This is a genomic window from Mucilaginibacter calamicampi, from assembly GCF_042676765.1.
In the GTDB taxonomy this organism is placed as follows: domain Bacteria; phylum Bacteroidota; class Bacteroidia; order Sphingobacteriales; family Sphingobacteriaceae; genus Mucilaginibacter; species Mucilaginibacter calamicampi.
The window spans coordinates 63,655-82,049 of the sequence record NZ_JBHTHU010000010.1 but is presented as its reverse complement, the minus strand read 5'-3'; the positions used below and the strand labels follow the sequence as shown (position 1 = coordinate 82,049).

General features: G+C 42.5%; 7 protein-coding genes. 3 read left to right on the top strand and 4 right to left on the bottom strand.

Going from position 1 to position 18,395, the window contains the following annotated elements:
* Nucleotides 1-6: 6 nt before the first annotated feature.
* Entirely contained in the window at nucleotides 7-1,725 is a 1,719-nt protein-coding gene (gene kdpA / locus ACFQZS_RS13225) for a potassium-transporting ATPase subunit KdpA (protein WP_377100976.1), read from the bottom strand.
* Nucleotides 1,726-1,729: 4 nt separating this feature from the next.
* Nucleotides 1,730-1,807, bottom strand: a complete 78-nt coding sequence (locus ACFQZS_RS13220; RefSeq protein WP_377100995.1) for a potassium-transporting ATPase subunit F — start codon at nucleotides 1,805-1,807, stop codon at nucleotides 1,730-1,732.
* A gap of 395 nt (nucleotides 1,808-2,202) precedes the next feature.
* Between ACFQZS_RS13220 and ACFQZS_RS13215 the strand changes: the two genes are divergently transcribed.
* Nucleotides 2,203-3,639: an MOP flippase family protein gene (locus ACFQZS_RS13215; protein ID WP_377100974.1), complete on the top strand. Its 1,437-nt coding sequence runs from the start codon at nucleotides 2,203-2,205 to the stop codon at nucleotides 3,637-3,639.
* A gap of 15 nt (nucleotides 3,640-3,654) precedes the next feature.
* Here the strand turns inward: ACFQZS_RS13215 and ACFQZS_RS13210 are convergent, their stop codons facing one another.
* Together ACFQZS_RS13210 and ACFQZS_RS13205 are read right to left on the bottom strand one after the other, a co-directional pair.
* Complete coding sequence (locus tag ACFQZS_RS13210) at nucleotides 3,655-7,653, bottom strand: non-ribosomal peptide synthetase (RefSeq protein WP_377100972.1); 3,999 nt, start codon at nucleotides 7,651-7,653, stop codon at nucleotides 3,655-3,657.
* Nucleotides 7,654-7,669: 16 nt separating this feature from the next.
* Entirely contained in the window at nucleotides 7,670-14,191 is a 6,522-nt protein-coding gene (locus tag ACFQZS_RS13205; protein WP_377100970.1) for an amino acid adenylation domain-containing protein, read from the bottom strand.
* Between the two features lie 336 nt (nucleotides 14,192-14,527).
* Here ACFQZS_RS13205 and ACFQZS_RS13200 point away from each other — a divergent pair, with 336 nt between their 5' ends.
* Together ACFQZS_RS13200 and ACFQZS_RS13195 are read left to right on the top strand one after the other, a co-directional pair.
* Complete coding sequence (locus ACFQZS_RS13200; RefSeq protein ID WP_377100968.1) at nucleotides 14,528-15,697, top strand: glycosyltransferase family 61 protein; 1,170 nt, start codon at nucleotides 14,528-14,530, stop codon at nucleotides 15,695-15,697.
* A gap of 61 nt (nucleotides 15,698-15,758) precedes the next feature.
* Complete coding sequence (locus ACFQZS_RS13195) at nucleotides 15,759-17,837, top strand: alpha-L-fucosidase (RefSeq protein WP_377100966.1); 2,079 nt, start codon at nucleotides 15,759-15,761, stop codon at nucleotides 17,835-17,837.
* The last annotated feature ends 558 nt before the right edge of the window (nucleotides 17,838-18,395 follow it).

Here is an 18,395-nt window from a genome sequence, read left to right as displayed (position 1 = left end):
ATTTATTTACTTAAGCATAGAGAAGTATTCGGCTAAGGGGCCAAGCGCGAGGGCAGGGAAATAAGAAAGCGCGTTGAGCACCATAATTACCGCAAAGGTCATCATGCCAAAAGTCACCGTATCTACGCGCAGCGTCCCGGCCGACTCTGGTATAAATTTCTTTTTGGCAAGCAAACCAGCTATTGCTACCGGGCCGATGATAGGCAGGAATCTACCCAATATCAATACGAAACCAGTGCTTACGTTCCAGAAGATATTGTTATCGCCCAGACCTTCAAAGCCCGATCCGTTATTGGCGTTGGCCGAGGTCATCTCATATAACATTTCAGAAAAACCATGGAAACCGGGGTTATTTAACCAGTTAGCCGGTTTTACGGCCCAATTTGCATCGCCATAATTAGTAAAGGTAAAAGCGGCTATTGCCGTACCCGCCATAATCAAAAACGGACTGATCAACGTTACAAGCGCAGCTATCTTTATCTCGCGGGCCTCCACCTTGTGGCCCAAAAACTCAGGTGTGCGGCCAACCATCAGCCCCGAAATAAACACCGCTATAATAAGGTAGATAAAGTAGTTGAGTATCCCTACACCGCAGCCTCCAAAAAAGCCATTTATCATCATGCCCAATAGTTGCCATGCTCCGGTAAGTGGCATGGTACTATCATGCATGCCATTTACAGAACCGGTTGACACGATGGTGGTTAATGTGCTCCAATAGCCGGTAGCCATCGGGCCTATGCGCACTTCCTTGCCTTCCATTGCGCCGGTGGCCTGTTGTATGCCCAGTTTGGTTAGGTTGGGGTTGCCACCTAATTCGCTGCTGATGGTAGGTATCATCAGCATAAACATGCCCAGCGTCATTACACCAAATATTACCCAACCCAGTTTGCGGCGGCGGATAAAGTAACCGAAGGCAATGATCATGGCCATTGGGATGATCATTTGCGATACGATCTCGGTAATGTTGGTAGTATAATTAGGGTTTTCAAGCGGGTGCGCAGAGTTAACGCCGAACCAGCCGCCGCCGTTGGTACCCAGGTGTTTAATGGCAATCATCTGCGCGGCTGGGCCGCGTGATACATTCACCGTGTCGCCCTGCATGGAAATGAACTGACCTTTGCCGGCATAGCTGGATGGCGTACCATTAAACGTAAGGATTGTGGCAACCACAATAGCTAATGGCAACAATAAGCGCGTTAACGACTTAACGAAGAACTCCCAAAAGTTACCAATGTTATCCACGGTTTTGTCGCGAAAGGCTTTGAACAATCCTACAGCAGCGGCTATACCTGTTGCAGCACTGGTAAACATCAGGAACATCATAATAATATGCTGCGTTAAATAGGTTACACCACTCTCGCCGCTATAATGCTGCAGATCGCAGTTAACCACAAAACTAATGATGGTGTTAAAGGCCAGATCGGGGGTCATGCCGGGATTACCATCAGGGTTCAGCGGTAGCTTGTCTTGAAATATTAAGATAAAGAAGCCATACATCAGCCAAAGCAGGTTTATGGTTAACATGGCTTTCAGAAACTGCTTCCAGTCCATTTTCTCACCGGGGCGTATACCCGCCAGTTTAAACAAAAGGTTTTCCAGCGGTTTCATAAAGTCTGTCCATACACGCTCACCGGCAAACATTTTGGCCAGGTACCTGCCCAGCGGAATGGCGATGAGCAGCGTAATGAGGAACGAGGCAAGTATGCCTAAAAATTCAGCGTTCATTGTTTTAAAAATTTTCGGGTTTAAGCAGCACGTACACCATGTAGGCGAATACTGCGACGGAGATAATGAATAATGCGATCATAACATTCAGATTTTTTCGAACCAGTCAACAGATTTGTAGATGAGCCACATGCAGATCAATATGGCGGAGAGCAATAGTGCAATCATAGTTTCTATATTTTTTGAAAGCGTATTGCCAAAGCTGATGCCAGTAAGAACTTAACTTTGTAAGTGTTTGACAGACAATAAATTGTTTTTTATGAGCGACGGCAGGAACAAAAAAACCCTTCCATTTTGGAAGGGTTTTTTATCGTTATGGAATAGTTAGCTGTTTTAGTAGAAGGCGCGAAGTATCGAACTTTTTGGAGGACTTATAATCAAATGTAGATTCAGGAACCTTAATCCTTGTATTCCCGTTGATTTAGATAAAAATCTGTAATATTGACTAAGATCACCAGGCTTCAGGTACCTTAATAAATGAGCAACAAAATAAAGGCAATAAACGGTGCAAAATGGACTACTGTATCAACCATATTTAGCGCGGTTCTGCAGTTTGGCCAGGTAGCATTGTTGGCACGTTTACTACTACCATCTGCTTTTGGTATAGTGAGTATAAGCACGCTGATAATTAACTTTTTAAGCATATTTGCGCATTTCGGCTTTTCTAACTCTATTATATCCAAGCAGGTTACCAATCAAAAAATACTATCTACTATCTATTATCTCAACCTGCTTATTGGGGTAGTAATGTTTGCGCTGATGTACTTAAGCGCGCCTTTACTTGTATTATATTACAAAGAGCCTTTGTTAGACGGGGTTTTAAAAATGGCTGCCTTCAGTTTCCCGATTGTTTTTTTAGGGCAGATCTATAATATCTTGCTGGAAAAAGAACTTAAGTTTAAGTGGTTAGCCCTAACGGATATTTTTTGCTCAATAACAGGTTCGCTGGTTACAATCATTATGGCTTTTAACGGCTACCAGGCTAAGTCGCTGGTAGGGGGCCTGCTATCAGCACAATTTTTAAAAATGATTATTCACAATGTTTTAGGCCGGCAATATTTTACGCCTATAATATATTTCAAATTGGACGAAATTAAAGACCACCTGGTTTTTGGCATGTATAACATGGGCGAGAACCTGGTAGGCTTTGTTAACGATAATATTGATAACATATTGATTGGGGGCTTTTTGGGGGTTAAGCAACTGGGATATTACACTATAGCGTGGCAAATTGCGGTTTTCCCAACTACCAGGCTTTGCCCCGTGATTATACAAATATCGTATCCCATAATTGCAAAAATGAAAGATAGCCTGGAGAGCTTGAAACAGGCGTATTTAAAAATAACCGTTTTTATAGCTTACTGCATTATTCCACTGCTTACAGGTTTGTTTTTAATGGCATCTAACGTTATACCAATTCTGTATGGCGAGGGCTGGGGCGATACCGTACCGTTGGTTAAAATTTTCTCAGTTATGGGGATCTTATTCTGTTTTATGTACACTACCTCGCCTGTAGCTTATTTAACAGGCAAGCCCAATTATTTATTGTACAGAAACCTAGTAGTGTTAGCAATAAAAATACCTGTTATTTATTTTGCCGCCCGTACTTATGGGCTTACCGGCATAGCACTTGCGTTTTTGGCAACCTCGGTTGTTTCGTTAGTATTAAACTTTGTGCTGGTACAAAAAATGTTGGGCAGTTTTTTTGCATCACTTATTAAAGATTTAATAAAACCTGCACTTTTTAGCGTAGCTATGGTTGTTGTAATACTACTTTACAAGTATTTTATCGGCAACGCAGGGATAATTAATACCGTAGTTCAAATTGCATTAGGCGGGTTGGTGTATGCCGGTTTAACCCTAAAATACAAGCTCTCCTTCGCCGAAATAAAAAACCTGCGCAAGGCATTGTAAATATTTTACAGGCATTTATAGCTCGCTATCCAGCGCCTGTTGTATAATGCGGGCAAATGATTTGTCATTAGGTGGCTCCAGAAAAGTTTTATGATCGCCGGGTACGTCATATATTTTAACACCCTTAAGCGCCAGCTTTTTCCAGCCTAAATACTTAGGGTCATCTAAAAAATAAAGCCTTTTTTGTACCCTGAAAAGCGATACCTTAATATCAAAAGGTCTGATGATATACCTGTCCATAACGGTGTTGTATTTATCGCGTATCTGGTTTTCGTATTCGGTATATTTCTCAATATCCTTATTTGTCTCGTCGGGATTGTGCTTTGATAGTTTTCTGCCAAAAATATATTTCTGATATTCAAAAGCTTCCTTTGGGTGTTTTATAAACGACCCGATAAAGAAGGGGAGTTTATGAAATTGCCTTATCACTTTTTCAATCAGTCGTGTTGTTTTGGATTGAGGTTGCATGGCCGCACGGGCATTTGTATCAATAACGCCAAAAAAATTAACCCGTTTTCCGCTTTGTATTAGTTGTTTTACAATTTCGTAAGCTATAAAACCGCCATAAGAGTACCCTGCAATGGTATAGGGTCCCTCCGGATCAACTTTTAAAATTTCTGACAGATGATAGGTCGCTATAGCTTCAACCGTGTCGGGCATTTCCGCCGGTTTAGAAAGGCCTATAGCCTGTACGCCGTAAAATGGCTGGGTATCATCAAAATTTTCACTTACCGTCTTAAAATTTAGAACATTTAACCCACTACCATGTACTAAAAACAGCGGGGGCTTTTGGCCACTTGTTTTAATAGGTACAATGGTATCCCAGGCCCCCTCGGGGTTGTTGTCTGCCAACCGGGCAGCCAGTTTTTTAACTGTTGAATTATCAAAAAAAGTAGCTAAAGGAAGCCTTTCTCCGGTTTCTCTTTCAATGGCTACCATAACCTTTACCGCCAATAACGAGTGGCCGCCCATTTTAAAGAAATCATCGCTAAGCTTAATATCGGTTAGTCCCAGATTTTCTGAAAATATGCGTGCTATTAATTTCTCATTAGCACTTACAGGCAAATCGCCATTACTTGTGGTGCTGCTGTGCTTGCGGGCCGGCTTAACAAAAGCTTTCCGGTCTATTTTGCCATTGGGCGTTAATGGGAATTTGTCAATACTAACAAATTCTTCCGGTACCATATAATCCGGTAGTTTTTCAGCAAGCTTATTTCTCCATTCGGTCTGTAATTGCTCCTCTAACTTGCTGACGTCGCCACTATCTGTTATAACAAAGGCAACCAGGTATTTATTTAATAACGCATCGTCAAAAGCAACAACCACACTTTGCTTAACACCTTTTTGAGCAGATAGCGAGCTCTCTATCTCGCCCAGCTCAATGCGGTAACCACGGATCTTTACCTGATTATCTATCCGGCCCAAACATTGTATTTCGCCGTTGGCTAATATTTTACCCAAATCGCCTGTGCGGTATAATTTCGCATCCGGTGAATTTGACAATGCGTTGGCAACAAATTTTTCTGCCGTTAATTCGGGTCTGTTTAAATAGCCTTGCGCTACACCATATCCCCCAATGTAAATCTCGCCAACATCACCTGTGGGTAAGGGTTTACCGTGTTCATCAATTATATAGATCTGGGTATTATCAATTGGCAACCCTATTGTAATTTGTTCTTCGCCGGGCAAAATTTGTTTAATGGTAGACCATATAGTGGTTTCGGTAGGGCCATACACGTTCCATAAGCTTGCAGTGAGCGTAAGCAATTTCCCGGCAAGCTCTTTAGGCAAGGGCTCGCCACCCGATAAAGCTTTTAAATTATCACGCTGTTGCAAACCCGAGTCTACCAGCATTTGCCATGATGATGGTGTGGCTTGTACTATACTGATATCCTTTTCAACTATTAAACTCACAAGCTGGCGCCCATCCCGTACTGCCTCGGCACCGGCAATTATAACCTCGGCACCCGAAATTAGGGGAAGGTAAAGTTCAAGACCTGCGATATCAAATGACACAGTAGTTAGAGCCAATAAACGGTCACTCGCGCTAATCCCCGGCACTTTTTGCATGCTAAGCAAAAAGTTTACCAGGTTAAGGTGAGTAATTTTTACGCCCTTAGGTTTTCCGGTTGATCCGGAAGTATAAATAACATAGGCAATACCGTTGCTTTCAATATTCTCCTTTGGATTTTTATCGTTATAGGCGGTTAAGTTGGGCAATTGGTCGTCTATAACAATTTCCGTTGCCCCTGTTTTATACTTGCCTTTATAAGGCTGCGATACCAATACCATTTTAGCCGATGAGTCCTCCAGCATATAGGCGATTCTTTCAGCCGGATATATAGGATCTAATGGTAAGTAGGCCGCACCGGCCTTTAAAATCGCAAGCAAAGAAATTACCATCTCGATGGACCTGTCTGCCAACAGGCCCACAATGTCCTGCCTGCCAATGCCTTTTTCTATCAGGAATGAACAAAGTTGATTGGCCTTTTGGTTTAGCTGCCCATAAGTAATGGATGATTGCTGATAACTTACAGCGGTTTTATCCGCATAGTTAATTGCTGCCGCTTCAAACAGCGAGATAAGGTTCTTGCCATCAGGAATTAATATTTCCCCGGCAAAGTTGGTATTAGCTGAGCTTTGTTGCACCCCTGTTAACGAGGCTATGCTTGTATCTGGCGAAGCAACTATATTTTCGAGTAAGGAAATGTAGTCGTTATTATAATCCTCTATAGTAGCTGCATTAAACAAATCGGTGTTATACGACCATTCTAAAACCATGTCGTCTTTTGACCGCGTTGCGTTAAGGAATATTTCAAAATTTTCGTAAGCTCGCGGATTGCTGATCAATTTAATATCAAGGCCATCAAATGCTACGGCATTATCCATTCCCATATCAATATTGAATATCACCGGAACAAGGGGTATGCGCGAAGCATCGCGCGGGATGTAAAGCTTTCGGATCAGTTCGCCAAATGTCAGGTTCTGATGATCGTACGCATCCAGCACCTCTTTTTTCCGTTTCTTTAAATATTCAGAAAAAGGCAGATCGGGAGAGATATGGCTCCGGAGGGGCAGTAAATTTACGCAGTTGCCAACAACACTTGTAAGGCCGGAGGCTGCCTGACCCGATGCGGGCAACCCTACTACAATATCGGTTTGTTGTGTTTTTTTGTATAAAAAAACCTCGAACGCGGCCAGTAACGTGGTTACTAAACTTGTGCCCGCTTTGGCACCCGCAGCTTTTATTTGCGAAGCTAATGTGGCGGACATTGGCTGGTCAATCCTACGCCCTTTAAAGCTCCTTGGTGACCGGCGGGCTCTGTCGGTAGGCAAGTCTAACAGAGGGATATTGTTCTTATAGAGTTCCAGCCAATAAGCTTTGGCCTTTTTACATTCGTCGGTTAATTTAAAATTAGCCTGCCATGAGGCATAATCACTTATTTGTGATGGCGCATCTAAAGAGCTGGTAATTCCGTGTTTATTGGCACTGTACATCTTACCCAGGTCTTCCAATATTATGCCAGTAGACCAGCCATCGCCAATAATATGGTGTTTTATGATAGTGAAAAACCAGGCATCCGTACCGGTTTTATGCATAAATACCTTAAAGAGCGGCCCGTTATATATATCTATCTGCGTATCAATTTCGCGGCGCAAAAAAGTATGCAGCTCCGTTTGCATTTCTGCCTCTGCTAAGTCCGAAATATCGGTCAGTTTTAGATCTATGGGGAAATTTTTGTACAAAACAAGCATTTCGCCATTAGGGCTAATGGTTGCGCGCAAGGCTTCGTGTCGCAGCACCAGATCCTCAACCGCCCGTGTAAAAGCTGCAAAATTCAGATCGCCTTTTATTTCTAACGAAGCCGATTCGTTGTACGACAAATTGGCCTCTTCGCCTCCAACAATACATGCAAGCCAGATCTCCTTCTGCGCTTCGTTTGTATAAATTATTTTTTCAATTTCCTGCGCCTCTGCAAAGGGGTTAAAATCAACAGGAGTAAAAATGGGCATACGTTAAAATAAAGGATTAATATGTTACCATTAAATATTTACCGGGATTTGCTTCATCCATTATAAACCACGCCGGGTTACCGTCTTTATCTTTTCCAAGTTTTGCATTGGGCACAGGCGGCTGGTTAATCTTTTTGTTTTCGTCTTCTGCCACATGTTCATAGTGAGGTATTAACCCATAGCCTTGCAGCTCAATTAAACTTTCTTTAAAAGAGGAAAGTATTTTCTCAATATCTGCATCGCTGTGCGCAGTCGTTAAAAAACATGGAAAGCCTTCGAGTATATGGATGCCTTTATAGCGCATCAGCACAAAAAAAAGGTCCTGATACGGATAATCTATTAAAAACTTAATACGCCACAACGAACCAAATTGAGCAATATATACCGGGACATTTAACTTGCGGCTTAACGCGTTAATAGTATTGGCAATGTAGAGCGCTTTGGCATTTAAGCTCTCCTGCAATTGCGGGCCCATCTCTTTCAAATAGGTAAGAGAGGCCTTTGTAGTAGCCAATACCAATGGGTGCCTTACAAATGTACCGGCAAAATAAGTAACCCCCACCTCGGGGATAGAATCATCGCCATATTGCCAAAAGCCGCCATCCAGCGCATCCATGTAATGTTTATGGCCGGCTATTATTCCTACAGAAAGCCCTCCGCCGGCTACCTTTCCGTACGTGCCTAGATCTGCCTTAATGCCAAACATTCCTTGTACACCAGCCGGATGAAACCTAAAACCAGAGATAACTTCATCAAAAATTAATACAGTTTCGGTATCACTTGTAAGCTTTCTAAGTTTCTTCAGAAATTCAACAGGTTGAAAATCTGCCCGACGGCTTTGCACCGGTTCAACCAGTACCGCAGCAATTTCGTGCGCGCGGCTTTCAATTATTTTTAAAGATTCATCCGTACCATAATCCAATATCAGCATGTTCTGTACAGCTTCGGGCATTATCCCCGGCGCGGCAGGATACGACTTCAGTTTTTTACTGCCGCGTACAATAACCTCATCAGTAATACCATGATATGAACCTGCAAATGCAACTATTATAGAACGCCCGGTAACGGTGCGTGCAATCCGCATAGCGCCAATTACGGCTTCAGAGCCGGTGTTACACAGTGCAGACCTGTCAAAACCTGTAAACTCGCATATCAATTCGCATACTTCGCCGGCCAGTTCATGCTGCGGGCCAATTTCATAGCCTTTTTCAACCTGCTCTATCAACGCGTTTTTGATCACGTCGGGTTGATAGCCTAACATGTTAGAGCCAAAGCCGTTTAATGAGTCAATATATTCGTTATCGTCAAGGTCCCATAGCCGGCTACCTTTTGATTTTTTTATCACAATTGAGTAAGCCAGTTCCTTGGTAGCCGGTTTAAAACCCGAAACTACCCTTGGGTCGGCCATGTGGGCACGGTGTTTCTGCGTGTATGCTTTGCTTGATCTGGTTTTTTCGTTATAACGAGCAGTCAGATCAGCTAAATATTGTTGTTGCTTGTCATCTAAAGCAGCAGACTGCTTTTCTATGCGTGCTATAGCACCAAACGGTTTCTTTATTTCGATGGCTTCCTCTGATGTCAATTCCGGCGTTGCAGCAGGGGCGTAGATAGTTGACTTTAACGTGGTATTCGTGTTTCCGCCGGCAGGATTACCCTGCAGTTGTGCAACCTGCAATGCTAATTGCTGTAATTGCTGGCTAACCATAGCCAACATATTGCCATTTGCAGGTGTGCCGTTCGTAAACGAAAGCATGGTGTTTTGCTGAATTGATGGCTGCTCTGTTTCGGGGGGTAGCCTATCATCCAGGTACGCTGCAAGCAAATTTAAAGTACTTAGCTCTTCATTTAACTGCCTGAAAGTAATAGGAAGCATAAATTGCTTTTTCAGCATTAACGCGATCTGCGTAAGTATTAACGAATCAAGTCCCAGTTCAATAAAACTCATACCGGGCGAAGCAGCGTCCATTTCAATACCAGACGCATCCTCCAATATTTGTTTAAGTTTTCCTATTAAATCATCCTTTCTCATTAACGGTACTGCTGTTTTTTGATTGTCTGAAATGTATGGCGCTATAACTGAATTATTAGCCAAAGGTATTGCCTGTTGTTGCCTTACCGGTTCAACCCAATAATCTTGTTTATTAAAGGCATAGGTGGGCAGATCCACAAGTTTACCACGGGTTTCATTTTTATAAAAGGCAACCCAATCGGGTTCAATACCATGCAGCCAAAGCTGGCCCAATGCTTTTAGTGCCGATTGGTTTGATTGCTCGTTTTCTCCTTTCTGGAGCGTTGGAATAACAACTACCGGGTTGCTGCCCGCCTGCTGGCGCGTAAAAGTTGAGGCTGAATTGCCCGGGCCAAGTTCCAGGAACAAACTGTTTTGCTCATCCAATAGCTTTTGAACAGCCTTGCCAAATACCACTGTTGAACGCAGATGATTTGCCCAGTAAACAGATGATGTAGCTTCTTCGGAACTGAGCCATTCGCCGGTACAGGTAGACACTATGGGTACAAGCGGTGGATTAAGTTGGATGGTTTTTACAATATCTTCAAAAGGCTGCACCACAGAATCCATCATATGCGAGTGGAAGGCATGGCTGGTTGGAAGCAGGCGGTTGGGTATATTTTTTTCAATGAGCAGCTGGCTCAGGTTGTCTATCGCGTCTATTGCTCCCGCCAGGACACACAATTTCGGACTGTTTACCGCAGCCAGGGCAATTTCTTCTGACAGAAAAGGTTGAATATCTTCAACGGTTGCACGTACTGATAACATCGCCCCATGGTCCATATCACGCATCATTTTACCACGCGTGGCAATTAATTTAAGGCCATCAGCAAGTGTAAATACCCCCGCAAAACAAGCAGATACAAATTCGCCTACGCTGTGGCCAATAAATGCCGCAGGATAAATGCCCCAGCTCATATACAGTTTGCCCATAGCATAAGCGATGGAAAATAAAGCCGGTTGGCTGTAAGCGGTATTTTTCAACTTTTCCTGCGCAGCTTCATCTTCGGTATCAGGATAAATAATATCCAGGATATTGGCATTTAGATAAGGCTTTAACAGGTGAGCGCATTCGTCCATAGCCAGCCTAAACACGGGCTCAGTATGGTAAAGGCCCTTACCCATATTTACAAACTGTGCTCCTTGCCCCGGAAACATAAATACAATATTACCCGGGCTGTTTTTTACCGCGCTGCTGTTTTGCAACCAATCACCCTGTGCCTGCTTAGCTAAAAATTCGGCAGCATTAGCAGCAACTATAAAGCGACGGTGATTAAAATACCTGCGCGTTGTTTGAAGCGTATACGCAACATCAGCAATATCTGCATCGGTTTCTTCTGTTAAATATTGGGCAAGTTTGCTGCCATAACTATCCAAGCTTTGGGCAGATTTGGCACTCCAGCATATCAACTGCTGCGGGCGCGATGGGGTGGTGGTTACCGGTACATGATCCTCTGATGCTGCCAAAACAACATGCACATTTGTACCACCAACACCAAATGAACTTACCCCGGCAGTCTGATTTGACTGCCAACCGGTTAATGTAGTATTCACATAAAACGGGCTACTCTCGAAATCGATATGCGGATTAGCCTTTTTATAATTTATGGATGGCGGTATTTGCTTGTATTGTAAGGCTAAGCAGGTTTTTATTAACCCAACAACGCCCGATGCTGCCGTTAAATGCCCAAAATTGCTTTTAACAGAGCCTATGGCGCAATATTGTTTTTTTTCCTGATCGCCAAAGGCAATGTTTAAGCCTTCAATTTCTATTGGGTCGCCTAAGGGTGTGGCGGTGCCATGAGCTTCAATATAGCCGATGTCTGCAGCATCAACACCTGCATCGTCAATGGCCATGCCTATTGCTGCTGCCTGGCCTTCCGCACTCGGCGCGGTAAAGCTGCCTTTTATAGCCCCGTCGTTACTTAAGCCGATGCCTTTGATAACCGCTATAATTTTATCGCCATCCTTTAAAGCCTGCTCTTTATTTTTTAGCAAAACGACTCCCGCACCGTCGCTAAACACGGTTCCTTTTGCATCAGCATCAAATGGGCGGCAATGGCCGTCGTTGCTCAACATCGCTCCTTCTTCGTAAAGGTGGCCTATATTTACCGGGGCATTTATGGTTGCACCACCCGCCAATGCCAGCTGGCATTGCCCGTTACGAATGCTTTGCACCGCTTGCGCCACCGCAAGTAACGAAGTTGAACAAGCCGACTGCACATTTATTGCCGGTCCCGTTAAATCAAGCGCGTAGGCGGTACGGGTAGCTACATAATCTTTATCGTTCAGGGTTATTAACTGAAACGCGCCTACCTTTTCTATCAAATCGGTATTTGAAGCAACATTATTGGCGTAGTAGGTATTAAACCGCACGCCTGCAAATACCCCGGTAACACTTTGGTGTTTTTTATCAGCATAACCGGCCCCTTCTAAAGCCTCCCAGGCAATCTCTAAAAATATGCGTTGCTGAGGGTCCATTAACTCGGCCCAATTAGGGGGGATTCCAAAAAAAGCGGCATCAAATCCCTTTACATCACTTAATACACCACGAGCTTTTACGTAATCAGGGTTGTTCTTTAACGAATCACTTATGCCTGCGTATAACTCGTTGTCATCAAAAAAACTGGTGCTTTCTTTACCGGTTTTTAAATTATCCCAAAATTGATTGATGGAGTTAGCTCCGGGAAACCTGCCCGACATGCCAATAATAGCCACATCGGCATTTGCAGGTTTGGGGGTTTTTCTTATTTGCCGCGTTGCTTTTCCACCCTCTAAAAATGCTACTATGTTTTTTATAGTGGGGTATTGGTATAGTTTTGCAACAGGTAAATTAAAAGCGTGGCTTGTTTTTAACAGCGATATAAATTTTAGTCCCAGCAGTGAATTGCCACCCAATTCAAAAAAATTATCAGCGGTGCCCACCCGTGCCACGTCGAGCAGGTCTTTCCAGATATCAGCAATTAATCCCTCTGTTTTATTGGTTGGCGCATAATAGGTATTAACCAACAAGGTTGACGCGTCAGGGTTGGGCAGCGCTTTTTTATCAACCTTGCCATTCGGAAAAAACGGCAATGCATCCATTGGTACCAAAAGCTGAGGTACCATGTAAATGGGTAGTTTTTCTTCAAGAAAGTTTACAATGGCTTTCTTATCGTAGGCATTTTCACAAACTACATAGCCTATCAGTCGCTTATCGCCATTGCTGCCTTCTTTTGCCAGTACCACGCCTTGTTTTACGCCGGGTGCCTTCTGTAGTACGTTCTCAATCTCGCCTAACTCAATGCGATAACCCCTTATTTTTACCTGATCATCTATACGGCCTAAAAATTCAATGTTGCCGTCGGGTAATTCACGGGTTAGGTCGCCGGTGCGGTATAAGCGTGCGCTATCATCATTGCTAAATTTGTTTTCAATAAAACGTTCGGCGGTTAACACGGGCTTGTTTAAATAGCCGCGCGCTACGCAAGCGCCGCCAATATGTAATTCGCCGGTTTGGCCGTTCTCAACCTGATTGCCGTTTTCATCAAGTAGATATACGTCTGCCCCGGTAAACGGCTTCCCTATCGGAATAATATGACCATAATCAACCTGGTGGGATACCACGTGTAATAGCTGGCCTATGGTGGTTTCTGTAGGGCCGTAATGATTAACCAAAATGCAGGTACGTCCCGGGTCAGCAATAACATGCTGTAGCATGGCTGTATACAAAGCCTCGCCGCCAAACATTAACATTTTTTTGGGCAGTAACTCAGCGCCGTTTAATGATAGCGACTTCCAATGAGAAGAAACGATCTTTAAACAATCAATTTGATGCGTATTGAAGTATTTATGAATGTATTCAACGTTATTGAAATCTTCTTTGCTAAAAGCATGTAACTCGCCGCCTGTTAACAAGGAGCTAAACAAAATCGTATTAACATGGTCTGCCGCAAGCGAAATGCCTAATGCAAACGACTTAAAAGTATCATAAGGCAAGCTTTTGGTTAAGCCTTTTAAATAAGTGATAAGCGACTTATGTTCAATTACAACACCTTTTGGCAACCCGGTTGAACCAGAGGTGTATATAACATAAGCTGCCTGATTGCCGGAGACTTTTACGGATGGAGAAGTTGTAAGATAGCCATTTGCTTCTTCCCAATTATTGTCTGATAAAACAACTATGCTATCATTAGCGGCAGCTAAGAAAGCGTGTAAGCCGCTATCAGATATAACCACATTTGCGCCCGTATCGGCAATCATATATTTGATGCGGTCTGCCGGGAATTCAGGATCAACGGGCACATAGGCGGCACCGGCTTTTAGGATACCCCAAATGCCAATAACCATATCCAGCGGGTTGGTAATGCAAATAGGGACAAATGTTTCCGGTTTTACACCGTTAGCTATCAGATGGTGTGCAACGCGATTAGAAGTTTCGTCTAATTGTTTATAAGAGATTTCTGTATCTCTAAATTTTAGCGCTAAGTTTTCGGCATTTGCGGTAAGCTGAACATAAAAAGCATCAAGTACCGTATCTCCTTTAATCATGTGCACTAACTGGGGTTTTATATTAATCGTAAACCATCAATTTTACTTACGCCTTCGGTAATGGAAAATATCGGTTTGATTTGCTATCGTAAAATTGAAGAAACCTTAGTCTTTATTATCGAGGGGCTATAAATCAAGAAGTTTAGCTTGAACAATGATAATAATTTAAGCCCATAATTATTCTTATTTTTTTCTAATAACGCGTAAATTATCCGTTATAAATTGGTTGTTTTTAAGGTTTAACTACCCTGCAAATTGTTAATGCTTTATAGTTAAAAAAATAATATTTCTGGTTTATAGGGTCTATTGTTTACTTTACAGATTCTAATTTTAAGCGTGGTTCGATATCTAAAATATGTAGCAAGAATAATCGGGGTAAAAGCTATTTATACCCATTTACAAAACGCTATTTTAAAATGGCGCGGCTACCGCTTGCTAAGTATAGAACAAACTAATGCTTTTATGGCTGCTTATGCGGTGCAGGCAATTGAGGGTACCCGCTTTGAATTGCCACGGGTAGTAAATTGTGCCGATACGGACGTAGTAATTTTTGAGACAAATAAAAGCCGTAGCGATAAAGTACATGTTTGGGACTATACCGCTCCGCGAGGGAAGGATATACATTTATCAAAATATGGGTCTGTTATTGTGCAAAATAGGGTACTATGTACTGACTGGAATTACAATAGTTTTTATAAAGACATATGGAGAGCTGACACGCGTGAAAAAAAGGCAGTTACAACTGTTATAGCTTTATTCAGTCAATTTACTGATGGGGTTTTTTATGGTGGTTATTACGATTTTGTGTTTTTGGTACTGGCCAAGCTTTGCAGGATAATGGAGGCATTTCCGAATGAAGATTTTTCGCACACCCTTATCTCCTACCCATTATTTAATGCGCCATATGAGACTGATTATTTACAATTGCTAAATATAAATACAGCCAATTTATATGATAGTGTTAAATACAATGTTGTTAGCCAGCGGGTTTTAACGGGGAACAGTGCGCATTGGTACCCCAATCTGGATGATATTTTGTGCTTGAAGCGGTTGGTGCAAAAGCAATTTAAACCGGTTGAAACTGCACCAAAAAGAGTATATATCTGCCGCTCAGGCAGAAGGCGCATTATTAACGAGGCGGAGTTAATTACTATGCTTAAAAAGTTCGATTTTGTAATAATTGATGATAGCAACCGCAGTGTTAGCGATCAAATTTCCATTTACTATAACGCCTCGTTTATTTTAGGTCCTCATGGCGCGTCGTTCTCTAATGTTATCTGGTGTAAACCCGGCACGCATCTGTTTGAACTTTTCTCTCCCAATTATGCCCCCGATTTTTTCTTGTATTTAGCTACCTTAATGAGTATGGAATATTCTGCATTTTACGAGGGTGTACCGGATAATAAAATTGACTATCTGGATGGCCTTGTTGAGGATATTTACATACCTGTGGCTAAATTGGAAACATGCCTCGAAAATATTTTTAAAGCAGATATAGCGCTATAGCGTTTCGCTAAAATATATGACACAGATGGAACGATATAACCAAGCTTAATCAATCAATAATATGTTAAGAAAAACCTTTTATACCACTTTGATCTCGGCATGCCTTACAACAGGTGCTATGGCGCAAACCAAAGCTCCGCAACCCGTAGGCCCTGTGCCAACCGAAAACCAGCTGCGCTGGCAGAACCTGGAATATTACACTTTTATACACTATTCGGTAAATACCTATACCGACCAGGAGTGGGGAAATGGCGCGGAAGATCCTAAAATATTTAATCCTACCAATTTGGATTGCGACCAATGGGCAAGGGTTGTTAAAGAAGCCGGAATGAAAGGCATTATCATTACAGCTAAGCACCACTCAGGTTTTTGCTTGTGGCCATCTAAATACACCGAATATTCCGTTAAAAACTCTCCATGGAAGAACGGCAAAGGCGATATTGTAGGCGATCTGGCCAAAGCTTGTAAAAAATACGATTTGAAGTTGGGTATCTATCTTTCTCCCTGGGACCGTAACCGGGCCGACTACGGCAAGCCGGAGTACATTACCTATTTCAGAAACCAATTGCGCGAGTTGCTGACCAATTATGGCGAGATCTATGAGGTATGGTTTGACGGCGCTAACGGAGGTTCTGGTTATTATGGCGGAGCCAATGAAACACGCCGCATTGACCGTAAAACTTATTACGACTGGCAGAATACTTACAAGCTTGTAAGAGAGTTACAGCCTAAAGCTGTGATCTGGAATGACAATGGTGATCGCGCGGACCTGCGCTGGGTGGGTACAGAATCTGGTTACGTTGGCGAAACTAACTGGAGTTTGTTAAACTCTAAAGGGGATGTGCCAGAAAACGAATTGCGTTTCGGCGTTGAAAATGGTGACTGGTGGGTTCCCGGCGAAGTAAATACTTCAGTAAGACCAGGCTGGTTTTATCATTTTTATGAAGACAGCCGTGTTAAAAGTTTGCCGGTTTTAATGAATACTTATTATAATTCGGTTGGTCGTAACGCGCCGTTATTATTGAACTTCCCGATTGACAGACGAGGTTTAATTCACGAAACAGATGCAAAAAACACAGCAGCTTTTGCTAAAGCTGTTAAAGAGGCGTTCGCGGTAAACCTGGTAACTGCTGCTAAAGCAAGTGCATCAAACGTGCGCGGTAACGTTAAACTGTATAGCGCCGCCAATGCAATTGATGCCAGCAAAGAAAGCTACTGGGCCACTAATGATGGTGTCAATAATGCATCGTTAACCATCACCTTCAGCAAGCCAACATCGTTTAACAACTTTATGGCGCAGGAGTATATCCGCCTGGGGCAGCGTGTAAAGAAATTTAAAGTTGAGGCACTGGTTGAAGGGCAGTGGAAGGAAATTATTAATCAAACCACTATCGGTTATAAGCGTATACTCAGGTTTCCGACAGTTAAGGCAACGCAAGTTAGGTTTACCATTTTAGATGCTAAGGCGAGCCCACTTATTTCAAACATTGGTATTTACAACGCGCCGCAAATATTGGCGGCACCGCACATAGTACGTAATGCTGCGGGTGCTATAAATATAACAGCAGAGGATAACGAGTCTGTAATTTATTATACCAGGGACGGAAGCAATCCAACCAGGTTATCCTCAAAATACAGCGGACCGATTGAAACAACGGGAAAAACAATGATCAAAGCCATCGCTTATGATGCTAACTCAATGAAATATGGCCCCGTAGCAGAAGAGAAGTTTGACATTATACACAAAGAATGGAAGATTGTGGGCATAAGCGATGCTAAAGCGAACGATGTAATTGACGGTAGTTCTACTACAGCATGGTATCAACCGCGCGATAAGAAATTACCTTCAGAAATAGTAATAGACCTTGGAAAGACGGAAAATCTTACCGGCTTCAAATACCTGCCTGGACAAGGCCGCTCAACAGGTTTGATCAGCAAGTATAAATTTTATGTTTCTAACGATAATGTTCAATGGAAAGTAGCAAATGAGGGTGAGTTTTCAAACATTCAAAATAATCCCTTATGGCAAGTTAAAAGTTTTCCGCTGACCAAAGGCAGATACATCAAGCTGCAGGCGTTAGGAAATACGCAAAATAACGATGCCGTGGGTTACGCCGAAATTGATGTGGTTACAGAGTAGTGAATGAGCATTACCCCTACAGCAAAAAACGCTATTCTCTTGTAAAGAATAGCGTTTTTTAGTAGAGGGAAGGCGCGAAATGTCGAACTTTTTTAATGACTTGAATGCACTTAATTCAATGTAATAAATCTATACTTATAATAGGCATCTCAATTGTCGGCGCTTTATTCTATCGGATCAGTTATTAAAAGCATAATTCCTGATTTTTATAATTAAAAAGATTAATTATATTTAATCTATGGATTTAGTAGTATTTAATTATATTTGCACTGACACTATTTAAAAAAGGCCTTAAGATGAAAACACTTTTACTCCCCCTAAGTAACAAAATGCAATGATACAAGCACGCGGCTAAAACCCTATGTTGTTGCATGTAAAGCCATCTCCTTTGGCGTAATATCAATAAAGCTTCAAGTTTTCTTAAAACAAACAGCATCCGGTTTTAGACGCCTAATCATAAAATCCTTATATAAAAAAAGGAGGTGCGCGAGGCCCCTCCCTGAATAATCAAACCCTGAAACAGGCTATCAATTTGACGGTTGCGCCTGAATCAGATAC

Bases quoted from the DNA above. Each gene is read 5' to 3' on its own strand.
- kdpA (WP_377100976.1), bottom strand. From the start codon at position 1,725: ATGAACGCTGAATTTTTAGGCATACTTGCCTCGTTCCTCATTACGCTG.
- ACFQZS_RS13220 (WP_377100995.1), bottom strand. From the start codon at position 1,807: ATGATCGCATTATTCATTATCTCCGTCGCAGTATTCGCCTACATGGTG.
- ACFQZS_RS13215 (WP_377100974.1), top strand. From the start codon at position 2,203: ATGAGCAACAAAATAAAGGCAATAAACGGTGCAAAATGGACTACTGTA.
- ACFQZS_RS13210 (WP_377100972.1), bottom strand. From the start codon at position 7,653: ATGCCCATTTTTACTCCTGTTGATTTTAACCCCTTTGCAGAGGCGCAG.
- ACFQZS_RS13205 (WP_377100970.1), bottom strand. From the start codon at position 14,191: ATGATTAAAGGAGATACGGTACTTGATGCTTTTTATGTTCAGCTTACC.
- ACFQZS_RS13195 (WP_377100966.1), top strand. From the start codon at position 15,759: ATGTTAAGAAAAACCTTTTATACCACTTTGATCTCGGCATGCCTTACA.